The sequence below is a fragment of the Streptococcus nidrosiense genome, from assembly GCF_042140045.1.
Lineage (GTDB): Bacteria > Bacillota > Bacilli > Lactobacillales > Streptococcaceae > Streptococcus > Streptococcus nidrosiense.
Map to the genome: position 1 here is coordinate 703,834 of NZ_CP152419.1, position 16,044 is coordinate 719,877.

17 protein-coding genes are annotated in these 16,044 nt (G+C 41.9%); 10 read left to right on the forward strand and 7 right to left on the reverse strand.

The genetic code is table 11. From position 1 onward, the window contains the following. Positions 1 to 48: 48 nt before the first annotated feature. The 7 genes from queF to AAFQ93_RS03450 form a co-directional block, all read right to left on the reverse strand. Positions 49 to 540, reverse strand: coding sequence for a preQ(1) synthase (queF, locus tag AAFQ93_RS03420; protein ID WP_000082591.1), 492 nt, complete (start codon positions 538 to 540; stop codon positions 49 to 51). Positions 541 to 558: 18 nt separating this feature from the next. Further along, complete coding sequence (queE, locus tag AAFQ93_RS03425; RefSeq protein WP_375555618.1) at positions 559 to 1,275, reverse strand: 7-carboxy-7-deazaguanine synthase QueE; 717 nt, start codon at positions 1,273 to 1,275, stop codon at positions 559 to 561. Beyond that, the gene (gene queD, locus AAFQ93_RS03430) at positions 1,268 to 1,711 is read right to left on the reverse strand and encodes a 6-carboxytetrahydropterin synthase QueD (RefSeq protein ID WP_375555620.1); all 444 of its coding nucleotides are present in this window, start codon (positions 1,709 to 1,711) and stop codon (positions 1,268 to 1,270) included. Before queD ends, queE begins: the two co-directional genes overlap by 8 nt. Beyond that, positions 1,711 to 2,364, reverse strand: a complete 654-nt coding sequence (gene queC / locus AAFQ93_RS03435; RefSeq protein ID WP_375555622.1) for a 7-cyano-7-deazaguanine synthase QueC — start codon at positions 2,362 to 2,364, stop codon at positions 1,711 to 1,713. The genes queD and queC overlap by 1 nt, the downstream gene beginning before the upstream one ends. Positions 2,365 to 2,566: 202 nt before the next feature. Beyond that, positions 2,567 to 2,881, reverse strand: a complete 315-nt coding sequence (gene trxA / locus AAFQ93_RS03440; protein WP_001029584.1) for a thioredoxin — start codon at positions 2,879 to 2,881, stop codon at positions 2,567 to 2,569. A 14-nt stretch (positions 2,882 to 2,895) separates the two neighbouring features. Beyond that, entirely contained in the window at positions 2,896 to 3,117 is a 222-nt protein-coding gene (locus AAFQ93_RS03445; RefSeq protein WP_000570260.1) for a DUF4649 family protein, read from the reverse strand. Between the two features lie 98 nt (positions 3,118 to 3,215). Further along, positions 3,216 to 3,596, reverse strand: coding sequence for a MarR family winged helix-turn-helix transcriptional regulator (locus tag AAFQ93_RS03450; protein ID WP_045762814.1), 381 nt, complete (start codon positions 3,594 to 3,596; stop codon positions 3,216 to 3,218). Between the two features lie 181 nt (positions 3,597 to 3,777). On the opposite strand from AAFQ93_RS03450, the gene AAFQ93_RS03455 reads away from it, so the two are divergent. From AAFQ93_RS03455 to recG, 10 genes are all read left to right on the forward strand, one after another. After that, positions 3,778 to 4,152 (forward strand): CidA/LrgA family protein, encoded by a 375-nt coding sequence (locus AAFQ93_RS03455; protein WP_000781321.1) that lies wholly within the window; start codon positions 3,778 to 3,780, stop codon positions 4,150 to 4,152. Continuing rightward, positions 4,149 to 4,844, forward strand: coding sequence for an LrgB family protein (locus AAFQ93_RS03460; protein ID WP_375555624.1), 696 nt, complete (start codon positions 4,149 to 4,151; stop codon positions 4,842 to 4,844). Before AAFQ93_RS03455 ends, AAFQ93_RS03460 begins: the two co-directional genes overlap by 4 nt. Before the next feature lie 433 nt (positions 4,845 to 5,277). Beyond that, positions 5,278 to 6,135 carry a TPM domain-containing protein gene (locus AAFQ93_RS03465; protein ID WP_375555625.1) on the forward strand — a complete coding sequence of 286 codons (858 nt, stop codon included), beginning with the start codon at positions 5,278 to 5,280 and terminating at the stop codon, positions 6,133 to 6,135. 46 nt (positions 6,136 to 6,181) lie between these two features. Continuing rightward, complete coding sequence (locus tag AAFQ93_RS03470; protein WP_375555626.1) at positions 6,182 to 6,775, forward strand: LemA family protein; 594 nt, start codon at positions 6,182 to 6,184, stop codon at positions 6,773 to 6,775. 666 nt (positions 6,776 to 7,441) lie between these two features. Next, positions 7,442 to 9,955 carry a preprotein translocase subunit SecA gene (gene secA / locus AAFQ93_RS03475; protein ID WP_375555628.1) on the forward strand — a complete coding sequence of 838 codons (2,514 nt, stop codon included), beginning with the start codon at positions 7,442 to 7,444 and terminating at the stop codon, positions 9,953 to 9,955. Positions 9,956 to 10,036: 81 nt separating this feature from the next. Continuing rightward, positions 10,037 to 11,068: a 3-deoxy-7-phosphoheptulonate synthase gene (locus AAFQ93_RS03480; protein ID WP_375555630.1), complete on the forward strand. Its 1,032-nt coding sequence runs from the start codon at positions 10,037 to 10,039 to the stop codon at positions 11,066 to 11,068. A gap of 1 nt (position 11,069) precedes the next feature. Continuing rightward, the gene (locus tag AAFQ93_RS03485; protein WP_061863833.1) at positions 11,070 to 12,101 is read left to right on the forward strand and encodes a 3-deoxy-7-phosphoheptulonate synthase; all 1,032 of its coding nucleotides are present in this window, start codon (positions 11,070 to 11,072) and stop codon (positions 12,099 to 12,101) included. A gap of 45 nt (positions 12,102 to 12,146) precedes the next feature. Further along, complete coding sequence (gene acpS / locus AAFQ93_RS03490) at positions 12,147 to 12,509, forward strand: holo-ACP synthase (protein WP_248035617.1); 363 nt, start codon at positions 12,147 to 12,149, stop codon at positions 12,507 to 12,509. Next, positions 12,499 to 13,602: an alanine racemase gene (gene alr / locus AAFQ93_RS03495; RefSeq protein ID WP_375555632.1), complete on the forward strand. Its 1,104-nt coding sequence runs from the start codon at positions 12,499 to 12,501 to the stop codon at positions 13,600 to 13,602. Before acpS ends, alr begins: the two co-directional genes overlap by 11 nt. A 24-nt stretch (positions 13,603 to 13,626) precedes the next feature. After that, on the forward strand, positions 13,627 to 15,642 hold the full coding sequence (gene recG / locus AAFQ93_RS03500; RefSeq protein WP_375555633.1) for an ATP-dependent DNA helicase RecG: 2,016 nt from the start codon (positions 13,627 to 13,629) through the stop codon (positions 15,640 to 15,642). Positions 15,643 to 16,044: the final 402 nt, after the last annotated feature.

The following is a 16,044-nucleotide window of genomic DNA, read 5'->3' on the forward strand; positions in this document are numbered from 1 at the left end:
CTGCGGCTAGCTTCCTAGTTTGCTCTTTGATTTTCATTGAGTATGAGTTTAACGGTTGTCAATTTTCTCTGGATAGAGATCATGTTGGAAGAGGCGTTGTTCTGCCAATCCTTCATACTTGGTTCCAGGTCTACCGTAGTTGTAGTAAGGGTCGATTGAAATACCACCGCGAGGTGTAAATTTCCCCCAAACCTCTAAGTAGCGAGGATCTAGCAAGTTGACCAAGTCTTTTCCGATAGTGTTGATGCAGTTTTCGTGAAAATCTCCATGGTTTCGATAGCTAAAGAGGTAGAGTTTGAGGGATTTTGACTCGACACAGAGCTTGTCAGGAATGTAGGAAATATAAATCGTTGCAAAGTCTGGCTGAGCGGTAATTGGACACAGTGAGGTAAATTCAGGGCAGTTGAATTTGATGAAATAGTCATTTTCCACATGACGATTGTCAAAGGATTCCAGGACTTCTGGTTGATAGTCAAAGATATAGGTTGTTTCTTTATTGCCCAGTAGGCTTAGGTTCTTCATTTCTTCTTGTTGTGACATGATTTTTTCTTTCTAATCTTAAACACCACGTTGGTTGTCGTAGAGGAGGGTATGGAGTTGAGGAAGGACGCGGACATTGCCCCAGCTATCGTCGGCAGCGACACGTTCCCAGAGTTCTTTGAGGCGGTCCAGTTGGTCTTGGACAATATTGCCTCTAGCCTTGGGCTCAGGATTTCCTGCCGATAAGAAGAGGACATCTGGTTGGTAGCGTTCTTGAATACCTTTGGCAAATGCCAGATCTGCATCATCAAAGACAGGGATTTTAAAGGTTACTTTGTCTGGGTCTAGTTGGGAAACGATAAAGTCCAAGGTCTCAAAGTTGACTTCCATCTTGGAGGAAGGAGGTTTAGGACTCAGAGTGACTTGGTCGATATCTTTTAACCAATTTTGCCAGCGGGATCCCTGGGTCTCAACAGCTAGAGTGACCCCACGTTCCTTGAGTTTGGTGACCAGTTGAGCCATATTGGCTGCTAGGATAGCAGGATTTCCCCCAGATAGGGTGACATAGTCGTAGCTTCCTAGTTTATCTAACTCAGCGATTACTTCATCAGCTGTCATGCGAGTTGGTTTTTCAGAACCATCCCAAGTAAAGGCAGAGTCGCACCAGTCGCAGTGGTAGTCGCAACCAGCAGTGCGGACAAACATGGTTTTTTGGCCGATAGCACGACCTTCGCCTTGAAAGGTAGGGCCGAAAATTTCCAGAACTGGTAGTTTGAGGACACGTTCCTTAGTCATCTAACCACTCCCGTCTAAACTCTGCAAAGGCAGTCGGAGTTTCATAGAGGCGAACATATTCCAAACGGAGACCGCGCTCTTCTGGCAACTCTTGGCTCATGGTTTGGAAAATCCAGTAAACCATATTTTCAGCAGTCGTATTCATGTAGGGCAGGGTTTCATTGAGATAGCGATGATCCAAGTGGGGCTCTAAGTAGTCCTTGTAGATTTGTTTGATATCCCCAAAATCGTAGGTCATGCCACGTTCATCTAAAAATCCACTGACCGCGATTTGCAGATGATAGGTGTGACCGTGTAGGGATTTGCATTTTCCTTCATAGTGAAAGAGGTGGTGGGCAGCATCGAAGGTGAATTCTTTTGATACCAAGGTTCTGTGAGGATTGTAGACAAGAGACTCCCCTGTTTCCTGTTTGATTTCTTTGGGTGCAAAAAACATTAGACCTCTCCTTTCTGTGAGAGATAGACATCTAAACCATGCTGACGTAGGTGGCAGGCTGGGCAATCTCCACAGCCACTTCCGATAATCCCATTGTAGCAGGTCAAGGTCTTTTCGCGAACATAGTCAAAGGCACCGAGTTGGTCGGCTAATTCCCAAGTTTCAGCCTTGTCTAGCCACATGAGAGGTGTTTGGATAACAAAGTCGTAATCCATGGCAAGGTTGAGAGTAACATTGAGAGATTTGACAAAGACATCTCGACAATCAGGGTAGCCTGAGAAGTCTGTCTCGCAAACACCTGTCACGATGTCTTTAATACCACGTTGCTTGGCAAGAACAGCCGCAAAGGATAGAAAGAGGTGGTTGCGACCGTCAACAAAGGTATTGGGAACCTCTCCCTCTTTTTGCTCGATATCCATATCAGAGGTCAAGGCATTTTCAGTGATTTGCCCCAGCAGAGACATATCTAAGATGTGATGACGAATGCCTTGTTCCTTAGCGATTTCTTGGGCAACTTGAATTTCGAGATGATGACGTTGACCGTAGGCAAAGGTGACAGCTTCGACTGTTTCATAGTGTTCTTTGGCCCAAAAGAGGCAGGTTGTGGAATCTTGACCGCCGCTAAAGACGACCAAGGCTGATTGACGTTTCATAGTACTCCTTCCAAAATGGGAAATGTTCAGAGCACGCAAAAAGCTCCCATGAGGGAGCTAAAAAATACCAAGTAGAGGTTTTTTTTAGCGATGGCATGTCCCAAACATCGTAATATTCTACCTACAGTCTAGCATATTTTTTGAAAAATGGCAAAGGACAAGAAAAAAGAGACCAAATGAATGCACTTGGCCTCTAGTATGATTAACTCAATTCAGCAACGATTGCCTTGATTTGTTCTGCAGTGTGAACACCAGCAACTTGTTTCACCACTTGTCCATCTTTTTTGAAAAGAAGAGTAGGGATAGACATGATACCGAATGAACGAGCTGTGTTTGGATTTTCATCAACGTCCATTTTAACGATCTTCAAGACATCTTCTGAAAGTTCTTCAGACAATTTGTCTAAGATTGGACCTTGCATACGACATGGGCCACACCAAGTTGCCCAGAAGTCTACCAAGACCAATCCGTCTTTAGTTTCTTGTTCGAATGTTGCGTCTGTAATTGCTTTTGCCATAGTATTTCTCCTTTTTAGTTATATTGGCTTAAATCTTGTTTCATGAGATAGAAGAAGACATCTCCGTAAGTCCCATGGTAGTCCAAATCATGCCCCTTGTAGGTTACTTTTTGGACGGGGTAATAGTCTGCGACACCGATCAAGCAGGCCTGTTGAGAACGTTCAAATTCTTCGTATGACTCGAAGGTCATGGTTCTCTCTTGCTTGCTGGCATCAAGATAGGTGATTTCAATCATAGGATTCTCCTTTGCTAAATCATGTTTTCATTTTACTCCTTGAAAAAAGGAATGTCAAGAAAAATGATTGCGCACGCAAGTTTTTTTAAAAAAATATGTTAGGCCAACCAGTTTGATTTTGTTGCTAAGCTTTCTTCAACAGCTGTTTGTAAATAAGCCAAGGTAGTCTGTCCTTCGCTTGTCAGGCAGATAAAACTAGCTCGCTTGTCCTGGTCGCAGCATCTCCGACTAAGTAAACCGCAGTTTTTTGCTTCTAAGCGAGCCACCATCCGTGAAACAGCACTAGGACTCAGGTGGAGTTTGTCTGGCAAGTCGATTTGTCGTAGGGATTTGCCTTCAGCCTGATTTAGAAAGTGCAAGAGGTAAAATTCCTTGAGTGTCAAGGTTTGTTCACTCTGCTCAGCGATGGTCTCTTCTAAAATAGCTTCTAGCTCTACTTGCCTACGGTTGAAGTCAAACCATTTTTCTAAGTAAGTCATGTCCATCTCCTTTCCCTCTATAATAGTGTAATCATACTAGTGCATCTATGATGCTTGCGCACGCAATTAGTATACACCTTTTTGGTTTGGATAGCAAGAAGGATGTTTCTTATATATTTCCTTGAAATTTTCTGAAAAAAGAGTAAACTGGTATGCAGAAAGTCTATTTGTGGAGTTTACGATGAAGTTATATGTTCAGTTAATGATTCTCTTTGTGATTTCTTTAATCGGTGAAGGAATCTCCAGTTTTTTTCATTTGCCGATCCCTGGAAGTATCATCGGCTTGATTATTCTGTTTCTAGCCTTGCAGTTCAAGTGGCTGCGTATCCGCCATGTCAATATGGTGGGGAACTTTTTGCTGGCCAACATGACCATCCTCTTTCTACCTCCTGCGGTTGGAATTATGGAAAAGTTTGATGTGATTGCTCCCTATCTCCTACCTATTGTCTTGATTGTCTTTTTTGCAGCAGTAATCAATATCATCTTGATTGCGCTTGTGGTTCAATTTATCAAAAAACGCTATGAAGGTGACTACGAAGAAAGAGGTGCTAAATGAGCGAATTTGTATCCAATCCCCTATTTGGGATTGCCTTGTCAATCTTAGCCTATCTTGGGGGAATGATGATTTTCAGACGCTATCCTCATCCCTTAACGACTCCCTTGTTGCTGTCAGCTATTTTTATTATCATCTTTCTAAAGGTGACTGGCATTTCCTACCAAGATTACTACCAAGGTGGGGTTTATCTTAATAACTTGATTGTTCCTTCAACAGTGGCTCTAGGAATTCCCCTCTATAAGAGTTTCCACTTGATGAAGCATCATGCTAGGAGTATTTTGCTGGGGAGTTTCTTAGCTGTCATCGTCAATACCTCTTTTACAGCCCTAGTCGCAAAAATCTTTGGCATGGACTTTTTCCTAGCCATTTCCCTCTTTCCTAAGTCAGTAACGACCGCTATGGCAGTAGGAATTACAGAAAAGTTGCAAGGCTTGACTACCGTGACCCTAGTAGTTGTAGTAGCGACGGGGATTTTGACCAGCGTTATCGGCCCAACACTTCTAAAGTGGCTAAAAATAGACGATCCAGTAGCGGCTGGACTAGCCCTGGGTGGAACAGGTCACGCCGTTGGAACTGGAACGGCCTTTCGCTATGGACCAGTTGCAGGTGCTATGGGAGGACTAGCCATCGGTGTTACAGGTATTCTCTACGTATTTGTAAGTCCGATCGTAGCCAATTTGATCTTGAGTTAACGCAAAAACCCAGCTCTAGTAGCTGGGCATTTTATTTGAAAAAAACAGTAAAAAAAGCGCAAAAAATCGACCTTCAGGAATTCCTCCTTCTCAAATCCTCTCTTTTGTCATGAGTTGTGTGATCATCCTTCGATATCAAGAGATGCAAATCTTCTGAACTATAATGCCAAGCAATAATACTTGCCAACAGATCCACCCTATGTGAAATTTATCTAAGCTTGGTTCCGAGTGCTTGTGCTTGCTCCTTATAGAGGTTGCAGTCAATATGGTGGAAATTTAGACCATTTAATGCATTCTAGAGAGTCCGATTTGTCATCAAAATAACATCTTTTTCTTAGTTCGCGTCATGGATTTGTAATGAAAATGTACTTTCTTTGTAAAAATCAAAATGCTATAATTCTCTAAACAATTTTCCTTGAACAGGGAGGTTATTATGAAAAAATATAGATTGTTTAAGAATCCTTTCTTGGCGCGTCTGCTTGGATTGCTGATGGTATTTCTCTTCCTATCAGCATTCACCGCACCTGAAAAACCAGACTATGGTATCTACGATCCAAATCATTATTTGACAGAGGACACTATCACACAAATTCGTGATTTGAATGAAGCCAATAGTAAAAAGGCAGAAAAGCTTCAAGTGGGTGTCTATATCGTAGATAGTCTTGAAGGAGAAAGTATTGAAACGGTCGCTAATGAGACGGCTAGAGCCTGGAAGGTAGGTTATTCAGGAGATAATTTTGGAAGTTTGATTGTGGTAGCTGTTCAAGATCGTAAATCAAGAATTGAAACCAGTAATAATACCGCAATTAGAATAACGGACTACCAAACCAAGCAATTGTTGGCAGCCAGTCGTACAGATTTTAAAAATGGGGACTATAGTAAGGGAATTCTAGCGATTGCCAAAGGTTTGGATAATCAGTTTTATAAGGGAACTGGAACCTTTTCATCTGATGATACGTCATTTGCAGATGCTTCTGCAAAAATCAGACGTTACTCCGATAGCATCAGTGGAAAAAAATCTAATCGAGAAAGAAGCGATTCATCAAGTCGCCGACAAAAAAATGACCCCATAAAAGATTTCTTTATGTTCCTGACGGTAATATATTTCATTGGAGTCATTATTGCCATTATCAGAGGTAGAGGTGGCGGAGGAGGAGACTCCTCTGATGGCGGCTGGTGGTTCAGTGACTCATCCGATTCGGACTCGTCTTGGTCAGACTCAGGCTCAGATTCTTCTGGTGGCTGGGACGGTGGTGGCTTTGATGGTGGAGGTTCATCTGATGATTGGTAATTCTTTCTCTTTAGTGTTGAATTTAAAGAAATGAGTAGGTTTAGATATGAAAAATAAAGGAATCATTTATGTATTGAGCATTTTACTAGCAATTATCTTGCTGGGAGGTTGCTCGGTCGTAGGTACTTATAACGGTCTTGTCTCCGAACAGACCAAGGTAGAACAAGCTCAAGCAAATGTAGCGACAGCCCTTCAACGTCGTTCAGACTTGATTGGAAATCTGGTAGAGTCTGTAAAGGGACAAATGAACCATGAGACAGAGGTCTTTACCCAGATTGCAGAAGCACGTGCAAAAATTGGGAATGGCTCTGTTACTTCAAAGGAAAACCAAGAGGCTCAAGGTGAGTTGAGTTCAGCTATTTCACGCCTGCTTGTGTTGACGGAGAACTATCCTGAACTTAAGAGCAATCAAAATGTGGAACAACTCATGACGGAGTTGGCTGGAAGCGAAAATCGTATTTTTGTAGCTCGCAAGGATTACAACCAGGCAGCAACTGACTACAATCAAAAATTAAGAAGCTTCCCAACTATTCTCTTTGCTAATATGATGAACTTTAAAGAAGCAGAAACCTTCAAAGAAAGCGAAGAAGCCAAGACAGTTCCAAAGGTTGATTTTAGTACTTCTACATCAAAACAGTAGACTGGTTGTTTATTTCTAAGACTTGCAAGATCTGGAAACTACTTTCCAGGTCTTTTTGCTATAATAAAAATAGGAAACAGTTCTGGAGGTGAGGAGATGGAGAAGTTGCTACAATTGCTAGTTTTAGTGCCCTATTTTTACTTTTTTAGTTGGCAAAGGAAGGCACGACCAGGAAGAAAGCACTTTTCACTCCTTTACTATTTTTACTGGATTTATTTACCTCTCATGGCCTTGTTTAGTCTAGCTTTCACTCTTTTTTCGCTAATCTTATTTAATTTTATTTTACTAGAACCCAAGGATCTAGCTAGGTGGTTGATATGGATAGTTTTAGTCCTTTTGTCCTTACTCAATGACTGGATAGTTTATACTGGTCTAAAATTTATGAAAAAACTGAAGTTGGAAAAGAAGAAGGCTAATCTTCCTTGAGAGAACTGAGGAAATTCTTGTCTAATAACTGAAGATGATTCGTTTCTCAATGCTAAGTTAAGTAGAAGTTCAAATTAGGAGAAAATGAAGCTAAGAGTAGGAATTTTAAAGGGAACTAATCTTGATGATTAGCCCTTTTTTGCCCTAAGGGAAAACGGAATATTTCTTGAAAAAATTGGGCAAATATGCTACAATAAAAAGAACATTCTAAAATATTCAGAATTTAAAGTAAGGAAAAAAATGGCAAATTTACTAAAAACAATCATCGAAAATGATAAAGGCGAACTCCGTCGCTTGGAAAAGATGGCGGACAAAGTCTTAAGATATGAAGATGAAATGGCTGCGTTAACAGACGAGCAATTGCAAGCAAAAACAGAAGAATTCAAACAACGCTATCAAAATGGTGAGACTCTTGACCAACTTTTGTATGAGGCGTTTGCTGTTGTACGCGAGGGAGCTAAGCGTGTTCTTGGTCTCTTCCCTTATAAGGTTCAGGTTATGGGAGGGATCGTTCTTCACCATGGTGACGTACCTGAGATGCGTACAGGTGAGGGTAAAACCTTGACAGCGACTATGCCTGTATACCTCAATGCTCTTTCAGGTAAAGGGGTTCACGTAGTTACGGTCAATGAATACCTATCAGAACGTGACGCGACTGAGATGGGTGAGTTGTACTCATGGCTTGGTTTGTCAGTAGGGATTAACTTGGCAGCCAAATCTCCAATGGAGAAAAAAGAAGCTTATGAGTGTGATATCACTTATTCAACAAACTCAGAGATTGGATTTGACTACCTCCGTGATAACATGGTTGTTCGTGCGGAGAATATGGTTCAACGTCCACTCAACTATGCCTTGGTCGATGAGGTTGACTCTATCTTGATTGACGAAGCTCGTACTCCTTTGATCGTTTCAGGAGCCAATGCAGTTGAAACTAGCCAACTCTACCATATGGCAGACCATTTTGTGAAGTCTTTGGATAAGGATGACTATATCATTGATATTCAGTCTAAGACAATTGGTCTATCTGATTCTGGTATTGACAAGGCTGAAAGCTACTTCAAACTAGAAAATCTCTACGATATCGAAAACGTAGCCTTGACTCACTTTATCGACAATGCCCTTCGTGCTAACTACATCATGATTCTTGATATTGACTATGTGGTCAGCGAAGAGCAGGAAATCTTGATTGTCGACCAATTTACAGGTCGTACCATGGAAGGTCGTCGTTATTCTGATGGTTTGCACCAAGCGATTGAAGCCAAAGAAGGTGTGCCAATCCAAGATGAAACTAAGACTTCAGCTTCCATTACCTATCAAAACCTTTTCCGTATGTATAAGAAATTGTCAGGGATGACAGGTACTGGTAAGACAGAGGAAGAAGAATTCCGCGAAATCTATAATATTCGTGTTATTCCAATCCCGACAAACCGTCCAGTTCAACGTATCGACCATTCGGATTTACTTTTTGCTAGTCTTGAAGCTAAATTTAAGGCTGTTGTCGAAGATGTAAAAGCTCGCTACCAAAAAGGCCAACCAGTCTTGGTAGGTACTGTTGCTGTTGAAACCAGTGATTATATTTCTAAAAAATTGGTAGCCGCAGGCGTTCCTCACGAAGTATTGAATGCTAAGAACCACTACAAAGAAGCTCAAATTATCATGAATGCTGGCCAACGTGGTGCAGTTACAATCGCGACCAACATGGCCGGTCGTGGTACTGATATTAAGCTTGGTGAAGGTGTTCGTGAACTTGGTGGACTTTGTGTTATTGGTACAGAACGCCATGAAAGTCGTCGTATCGATAACCAGCTTCGTGGACGTTCAGGACGTCAAGGAGACCCAGGGGAGTCACAATTCTACCTTTCTCTGGAAGATGATTTGATGAAACGTTTCGGCTCAGAGCGCTTGAAGGGAGTCTTTGAACGTCTCAATATGTCAGACGAAGCGATCAAATCTCGTATGTTGACACGTCAGGTTGAAGCAGCACAAAAACGTGTTGAAGGAAACAACTATGACACACGTAAACAAGTCCTTCAATACGATGATGTCATGCGTGAGCAACGTGAGATTATCTACTCACAACGTTACGATGTCATCACTGCTGATCGCGACTTGGCTCCTGAGATTCATGCAATGATTAAACGCACTATTAATCGTGTTGTTGATAATCATGCGCGTGCTAAACAAGATGAAAAACTAGAAGCTATCTTGAATTTTGCAAGATATAACTTGCTTCCAGAAGATTCAATTTCACTTTCAGACCTAGAAGGTTTGTCAGACCAAGTGATCAAAGATGAACTTTACCAACGTGCCTTGAAAGTCTACGATAGTCAAGTTGCTAAGCTTCGTGATGAGGAAGCCGTCAAAGAATTCCAAAAAGTCTTGATCCTACGTGTTGTAGATAACAAGTGGACAGACCATATCGATGCTCTTGATCAGTTGCGTAATGCTGTTGGTCTCCGTGGTTATGCTCAGAATAACCCTGTCGTTGAGTATCAAGCAGAAGGTTTCCGTATGTTTAATGATATGATTGGTTCCATTGAGTTTGATGTGACTCGTTTGATGATGAAAGCACAAATTCATGAACAAGAGCGTCCACAAGCAGAGCGTCATATCAGTACGACAGCTACTCGTAATATCGCTGCGCAACAGGCTGAGCTTCCTGCAGATTTGGATCTTAGTCAAGTTAAGCGTAACGACTTGTGCCCATGTGGTTCTGGTAAGAAATTTAAAAACTGTCATGGTAAACGACATTAAGAATGACTAATTTTCAGGCGGATGCCTAGTGAAAAGTGAATTTTCGCTTGGCGTCCGTTTGCTTTATAAGGAGGATGAATCATGGTATTTACAGCCAAAAGCCCTAAAATTAATATTGAAGAAGTTCGTAGTTTGTCTAAATTAGAAGGACAAGCACTTGCCAATAAACAACAACGCGATCAAGAACTTGAAGCGATTATTCGTGGTGAAGATCAACGAATTTTGTTGGTGATTGGTCCTTGTTCATCTGACAATGAAGAAGCAGTTCTTGAGTATGCTAAGCGTTTGTCAAAACTGCAAGAAGAAGTCAAAGATCGCGTCTTTATGGTGATGCGCGTCTACACTGCTAAACCACGTACTAATGGTGACGGCTATAAGGGCTTGATTCACCAACCAAATGCCAAAGAAGCACCTAGTCTCATCAATGGGATTAAGGCGGTTCGTCACCTGCATTACCGTGTGATTTCTGAAACAGGAATGACGACAGCGGATGAAATGTTGTACCCAGAGAACCTTCCTTTGGTAGATGATTTGATTTCTTATATGGCAGTTGGAGCTCGTTCGGTTGAAGACCAACAACACCGTTTTGTAGCTAGTGGAGCAGATTTTGCGACAGGTTTTAAAAATCCAACGTCTGGAAATCTCAATGTCATGTTCAACGGTATTTATGCAGCGCAAAACAAGCAGAGTTTTCTTTTCCTAGGAAAAGAAGTCGAAACTACTGGAAATCCTCTATCACATGCCATTCTCCGTGGTGCCCTCAATGAATACGGGAAAAATATCCCTAACTACTACTATGATAATTTGATGGATACCATTGCCCAGTATGAAAAGATGGGCCTTGAAAATCCCTTTATCATCATTGATACCAACCATGATAACTCAGGCAAGCAGTATATGGATCAGATTCGCATCGTTCGTCAGACCTTGATTAACCGCGATTGGAATGAAAAGATTAAAAAATATGTTCGTGGTTTCATGATTGAGTCTTATCTAGAAGACGGTCGTCAAAATGAACCAGAGGTCTTTGGGAAATCTATCACCGATCCATGTCTAGGATGGGAAAATACTGAGTCTCTTGTGCGCGAAATCTACCAAAGACTAGGAGAATAATATGGCATTTATTGAAAAAGGTCAAGAAATCGATATTGAAGCGATTAAGGCGGAAACACAGTTATCTGCAAAAGCCTTGCAACATAAGGAAAGCCGTGACCAGGAACTAGCAGACATTCTTTCAGGAAAGGATGACCGAATCTTGTTGGTCATTGGACCTTGTTCGTCTGACAATGAAGAAGCAGTTCTTGAGTATGCTCGCCGTTTGGCAGACTTGCAGAAAAAAGTTGCGGATAAGATTTTCATGGTCATGCGTGTTTACACAGCCAAGCCACGCACCAATGGAGATGGCTACAAGGGTTTGGTTCATCAGCCAGATACTTCTAAAGCACCAAGTTTGATTAATGGTTTGCAGGCTGTACGTCAGCTTCATTATCGAGTGATTACAGAAACTGGATTGACTACAGCAGATGAAATGCTTTATCCATCCAATCTTGTCTTAGTTGACGATTTAGTCAGTTATCATGCTGTGGGTGCGCGTTCAGTCGAAGACCAAGAACACCGTTTTGTAGCTTCAGGGATTGATGCACCAGTGGGGATGAAAAATCCAACCTCAGGAAATCTATCTGTTATGTTTAATGCCATCTATGCTGCACAAAACAAGCAAACATTTCTTTACCATGGACAAGAAGTTGAGACTTCAGGTAATCCCCTAGCTCACGTTATCCTTCGTGGAGCTATGAATGAATATGGGAAAAATGAACCAAACTTCTACTATGAAACTCTCTTAAATGCTATCGGGCGTTACGAGTCTATGGGGCTTGAAAATCCCTTTATCATGATTGATACTAACCATGATAATTCAGGGAAACAATATATGGAGCAAGTTCGAATTGTTCGTCAAGCTCTGCTCAATCGTGACTGGAATGAAAAGATTAAGAAAACAGTTCGAGGTTTCATGATTGAATCCTACTTGGCAGATGGTCGCCAAAACCAACCAGAAATCTTTGGTTGCTCCATTACAGACCCATGTCTAGGATGGGAAAATACAGTAGCCTTGGTAGAAGAAATCTATACTACCTTAACAAAATAAGTGAAAAGGATGGAGTTGGGGGTATCTCAACTCCTTTTGACGAAAATGATAGTTGGACACGGAATTGATATTGAAGAATTAGCTTCCATACAAAATGCAGTTGAAAAAAGAGAAGGATTTGCACGGCGTGTCTTGACAGACAAGGAAATGGAGCGTTTTGCCAGTCTCAAAGGTCGTAGACAAATCGAGTATTTGGCTGGGCGTTGGTCAGCTAAAGAAGCCTTCTCAAAGGCTATGGGAACGGGAATTGGGAAATTAGGTTTTCAGGATTTGGAAGTTTTGAACAATGAAAGAGGGGCACCCTACTTCAGTAAATCCCCGTTTTCAGGAAAAGTGTGGCTATCGATCAGCCATACAGATCAGTTTGTGACAGCTAGTGTTATTTTGGAGGAAGATTATGAAAACTAGTCCACATAGACCAACCAAGGCCCTCATCGATCTGGGTGCTATTCGCTACAATATCCAACAAATGGGTGCGCATATTCCCAAAGATACCCTAAAATGGGCGGTTGTGAAAGCCAATGCCTATGGACACGGAGCGGTAGCTGTTGCGACGGCTATCCAGGGTGACGTTGATGGTTTTTGCGTTTCTAATATCGATGAAGCCATCGAGCTTCGTCAGGCAGGAATTTCTAAGAAGATTCTTATTTTAGGAGTATCTGAGGTTGAATCTCTTTCATTGGCTAAAGACTTTGATATTACCTTGACAGTGGCTGGATTGGAATGGATCCAGAAACTCATAGCCACAGAGTCAGACTTATCAGGTTTAACTGTTCACCTTAAAATTGACTCAGGTATGGGACGAATTGGTTTTAGAAGTGCAAGCGAGGCTGAAGAAGCTCAAACTTTACTCAAGGAGCATGGAGCAAATGTTGAGGGAATCTTTACACACTTTGCAACTGCTGATGAAGAGTCGGATAGCTATTTTAAGGAACAGTTAGAGTGTTTCAAGGAAATACTTGCTGGCTTGCAAGAAGTACCAGAATTGGTTCATGCTAGTAACTCCGCAACGACTCTATGGCATGCAGAAACTATTTTCAGTGCTGTTCGAATGGGAGATTCCATGTATGGTCTCAATCCAAGTGGACAAGTTTTGGAATTGCCTTATGAACTAAAAACAGCCTTAACTTTGGAGTCAGCTATTGTTCATGTTAAAACAGTCCCAGCTGGGGCTTGTATGGGTTACGGAGCAACTTATCAAGCAGACGGTGAGCAAGTCATTGCAACGGTACCGATAGGTTATGCAGATGGTTGGACACGAGATATGCAGAATTTCTCAGTTCTGGTGGATGGACAATTGTGCCCCATCGTAGGACGTGTATCCATGGACCAAATCACCATTCGTTTGCCTAAGCTTTATCCATTGGGTACCAAGGTAACCTTGATTGGCTCAAACGGGGACAAGGAGATTACTGCAACAGATGTAGCGGTTTACCGTGGAACCATCAATTATGAGGTGGTTTGTCTCCTCAGTGATCGAATTCCGAGAGAATATCATTAAAAGAAAGAAGGAAAGGAGAGTAGCATGAATTTACACCAACCCTTGCATGTCTTGCCAGGCGTGGGACCTAAATCAGCAGAAAAATATGTCAAACTAGGAATTGAAAATCTGCAAGACCTCTTGCTCTACTTTCCTTTCCGTTATGAAGATTTTAAGACCAAGCAGGTGCTAGAACTAGAAGATGGTGAAAAGGCTGTCCTATCTGGTCAGGTGGTAACGCCAGCTAGTGTTCAGTATTATGGATTTAAGCGCAATCGTCTTCGCTTTAGCCTTAAACAGGGAGAAGTTGTGTTTGCGGTCAATTTCTTTAACCAACCCTACCTGGCTGACAAGATTGAACTAGGAGCAACCTTGGCTGTCTTTGGAAAGTGGGATCGTGCTAAAGCTAGTCTCACAGGCATGAAGGTTTTAGCCCAAGTGGAGGATGATCTCCAACCTGTCTATCGTCTCGCACAAGGAGTTAGTCAAGCAGGCCTTGTTAAAGTCATTAAAACCGCCTTTGACCAGGGTCTAGATCTCTTGATAGAGGAAAATATCCCTCAGTCCTTGCTTGATAAATACAAACTCATGTCTCGCTGTCAGGCTGTTCGTGCCATGCATTTTCCTAAGGATTTAGCAGAATACAAACAGGCCCTTCGTCGAATCAAGTTTGAGGAGCTCTTTTATTTCCAAATGCAGTTACAGACCCTCAAATCTGAAAATAAGATTCACGGAAGTGGATTGGTCCTGAATTGGTCCCAGGAAAAACTAACTGCCGTTAAAGAGAAATTGCCTTTTGCCTTAACCCAAGCCCAAGAAAAAAGCCTACAAGAAATTCTAACAGATATGAAGTCGGACCATCACATGAATCGACTCTTACAAGGGGATGTTGGTAGTGGGAAGACAGTGGTTGCGGGTTTAGCGATGTACGCGGCTGTAACGGCTGGTTATCAGGCAGCTCTAATGGTTCCCACAGAGATCCTTGCAGAGCAGCATTTTGAAAGTTTAGAGAGTCTCTTTCCAGATTTGAAACTAGCCCTCCTAACAGGTTCACTGAAAGCTGCAGAAAAACGCACGGTTTTGGAAACGATTGCCAAGGGCGAGGTTGATGTGATCGTCGGTACCCATGCCCTCATACAGGATGGGGTGGAATACGCTCGACTTGGTTTGATTATCATCGATGAACAACACCGATTTGGTGTGGGACAAAGGCGTATTTTACGGGAAAAAGGAGAAAATCCAGATGTCCTTATGATGACGGCGACTCCGATTCCACGAACCTTAGCCATCACAGCTTTTGGAGATATGGATGTTTCCATTATTGACCAGATGCCAGCGGGACGAAAACCGATCGTAACACGCTGGATCAAGCATGAACAACTGCCCCAGGTCTTGACTTGGTTGGAGGGTGAGATTCAGAAAGGTTCACAAGCCTATGTTATTTCTCCCTTGATTGAAGAATCTGAAGCCCTGGATCTTAAAAATGCTATTGCTTTATCGGAAGAATTGACGGCTCATTTTGCAGAAAAGGCAAAAGTTGCTCTCTTACACGGTAAGATGAAGAGTGATGAAAAAGATCAGATTATGCAGGAGTTCAAAGATAGAAAAACAGATATTCTGGTTTCGACAACGGTTATCGAAGTCGGGGTCAATGTTCCCAATGCGACGGTTATGATTATCATGGATGCTGATCGTTTTGGGCTTAGTCAACTCCATCAGCTTCGGGGTCGTGTAGGTCGTGGGGATAAGCAGTCCTATGCGGTACTTGTGGCCAATCCCAAAACTGACTCTGGAAAGGATCGCATGCGCATCATGACGGAAACGACTAATGGATTTGTCCTTGCAGAAGAAGATTTGAAAATGCGTGGCTCTGGTGAGATTTTTGGAACCAGACAGTCAGGTCTACCAGAGTTTCAAGTGGCTGATATTATCGAAGATTTTCCTATTCTTGAGGAAGCGCGTAAGGTAGCTGGTTATATCAGCTCTCTTCCTAACTGGCAGGAGGACCCAGAGTGGCATATGATTGCCCTAAATCTAGAAAAGAAAGAACATTTAGACTAAGCTTTCTCTAAGAAAATCTTAAGTTTGCTTTTAGGGTTATTGCCTATACTAGAGTCATCAAAAAGAAACGAGGACTCTCAGATGACAATGACAATTAAAGTAAATTACCAAAAAACGTTTCAACAGGAACAAACACCTTCTCCTAAATACTAAGTAAAAGAGCGGTAACGAACGCTCTTTTTGTATGGGATTCTCAGGTACGGGATTTAGAAAAATGCTTAAGTTCATTTGATTTACTGAATGTATAAACTTCAACATCACTTCAAACAACACCTTAGTCTTAACAGGCAATCTAAAAGCAGTGCTTTGAGAAACCTGTAACTAGCTTTCTAGTTTGCTCTTTCGTTTTCATTGAGTCAGAAGTTACTTTTAGTTTTTTCTAAGGAAAATATAAGCTATGTT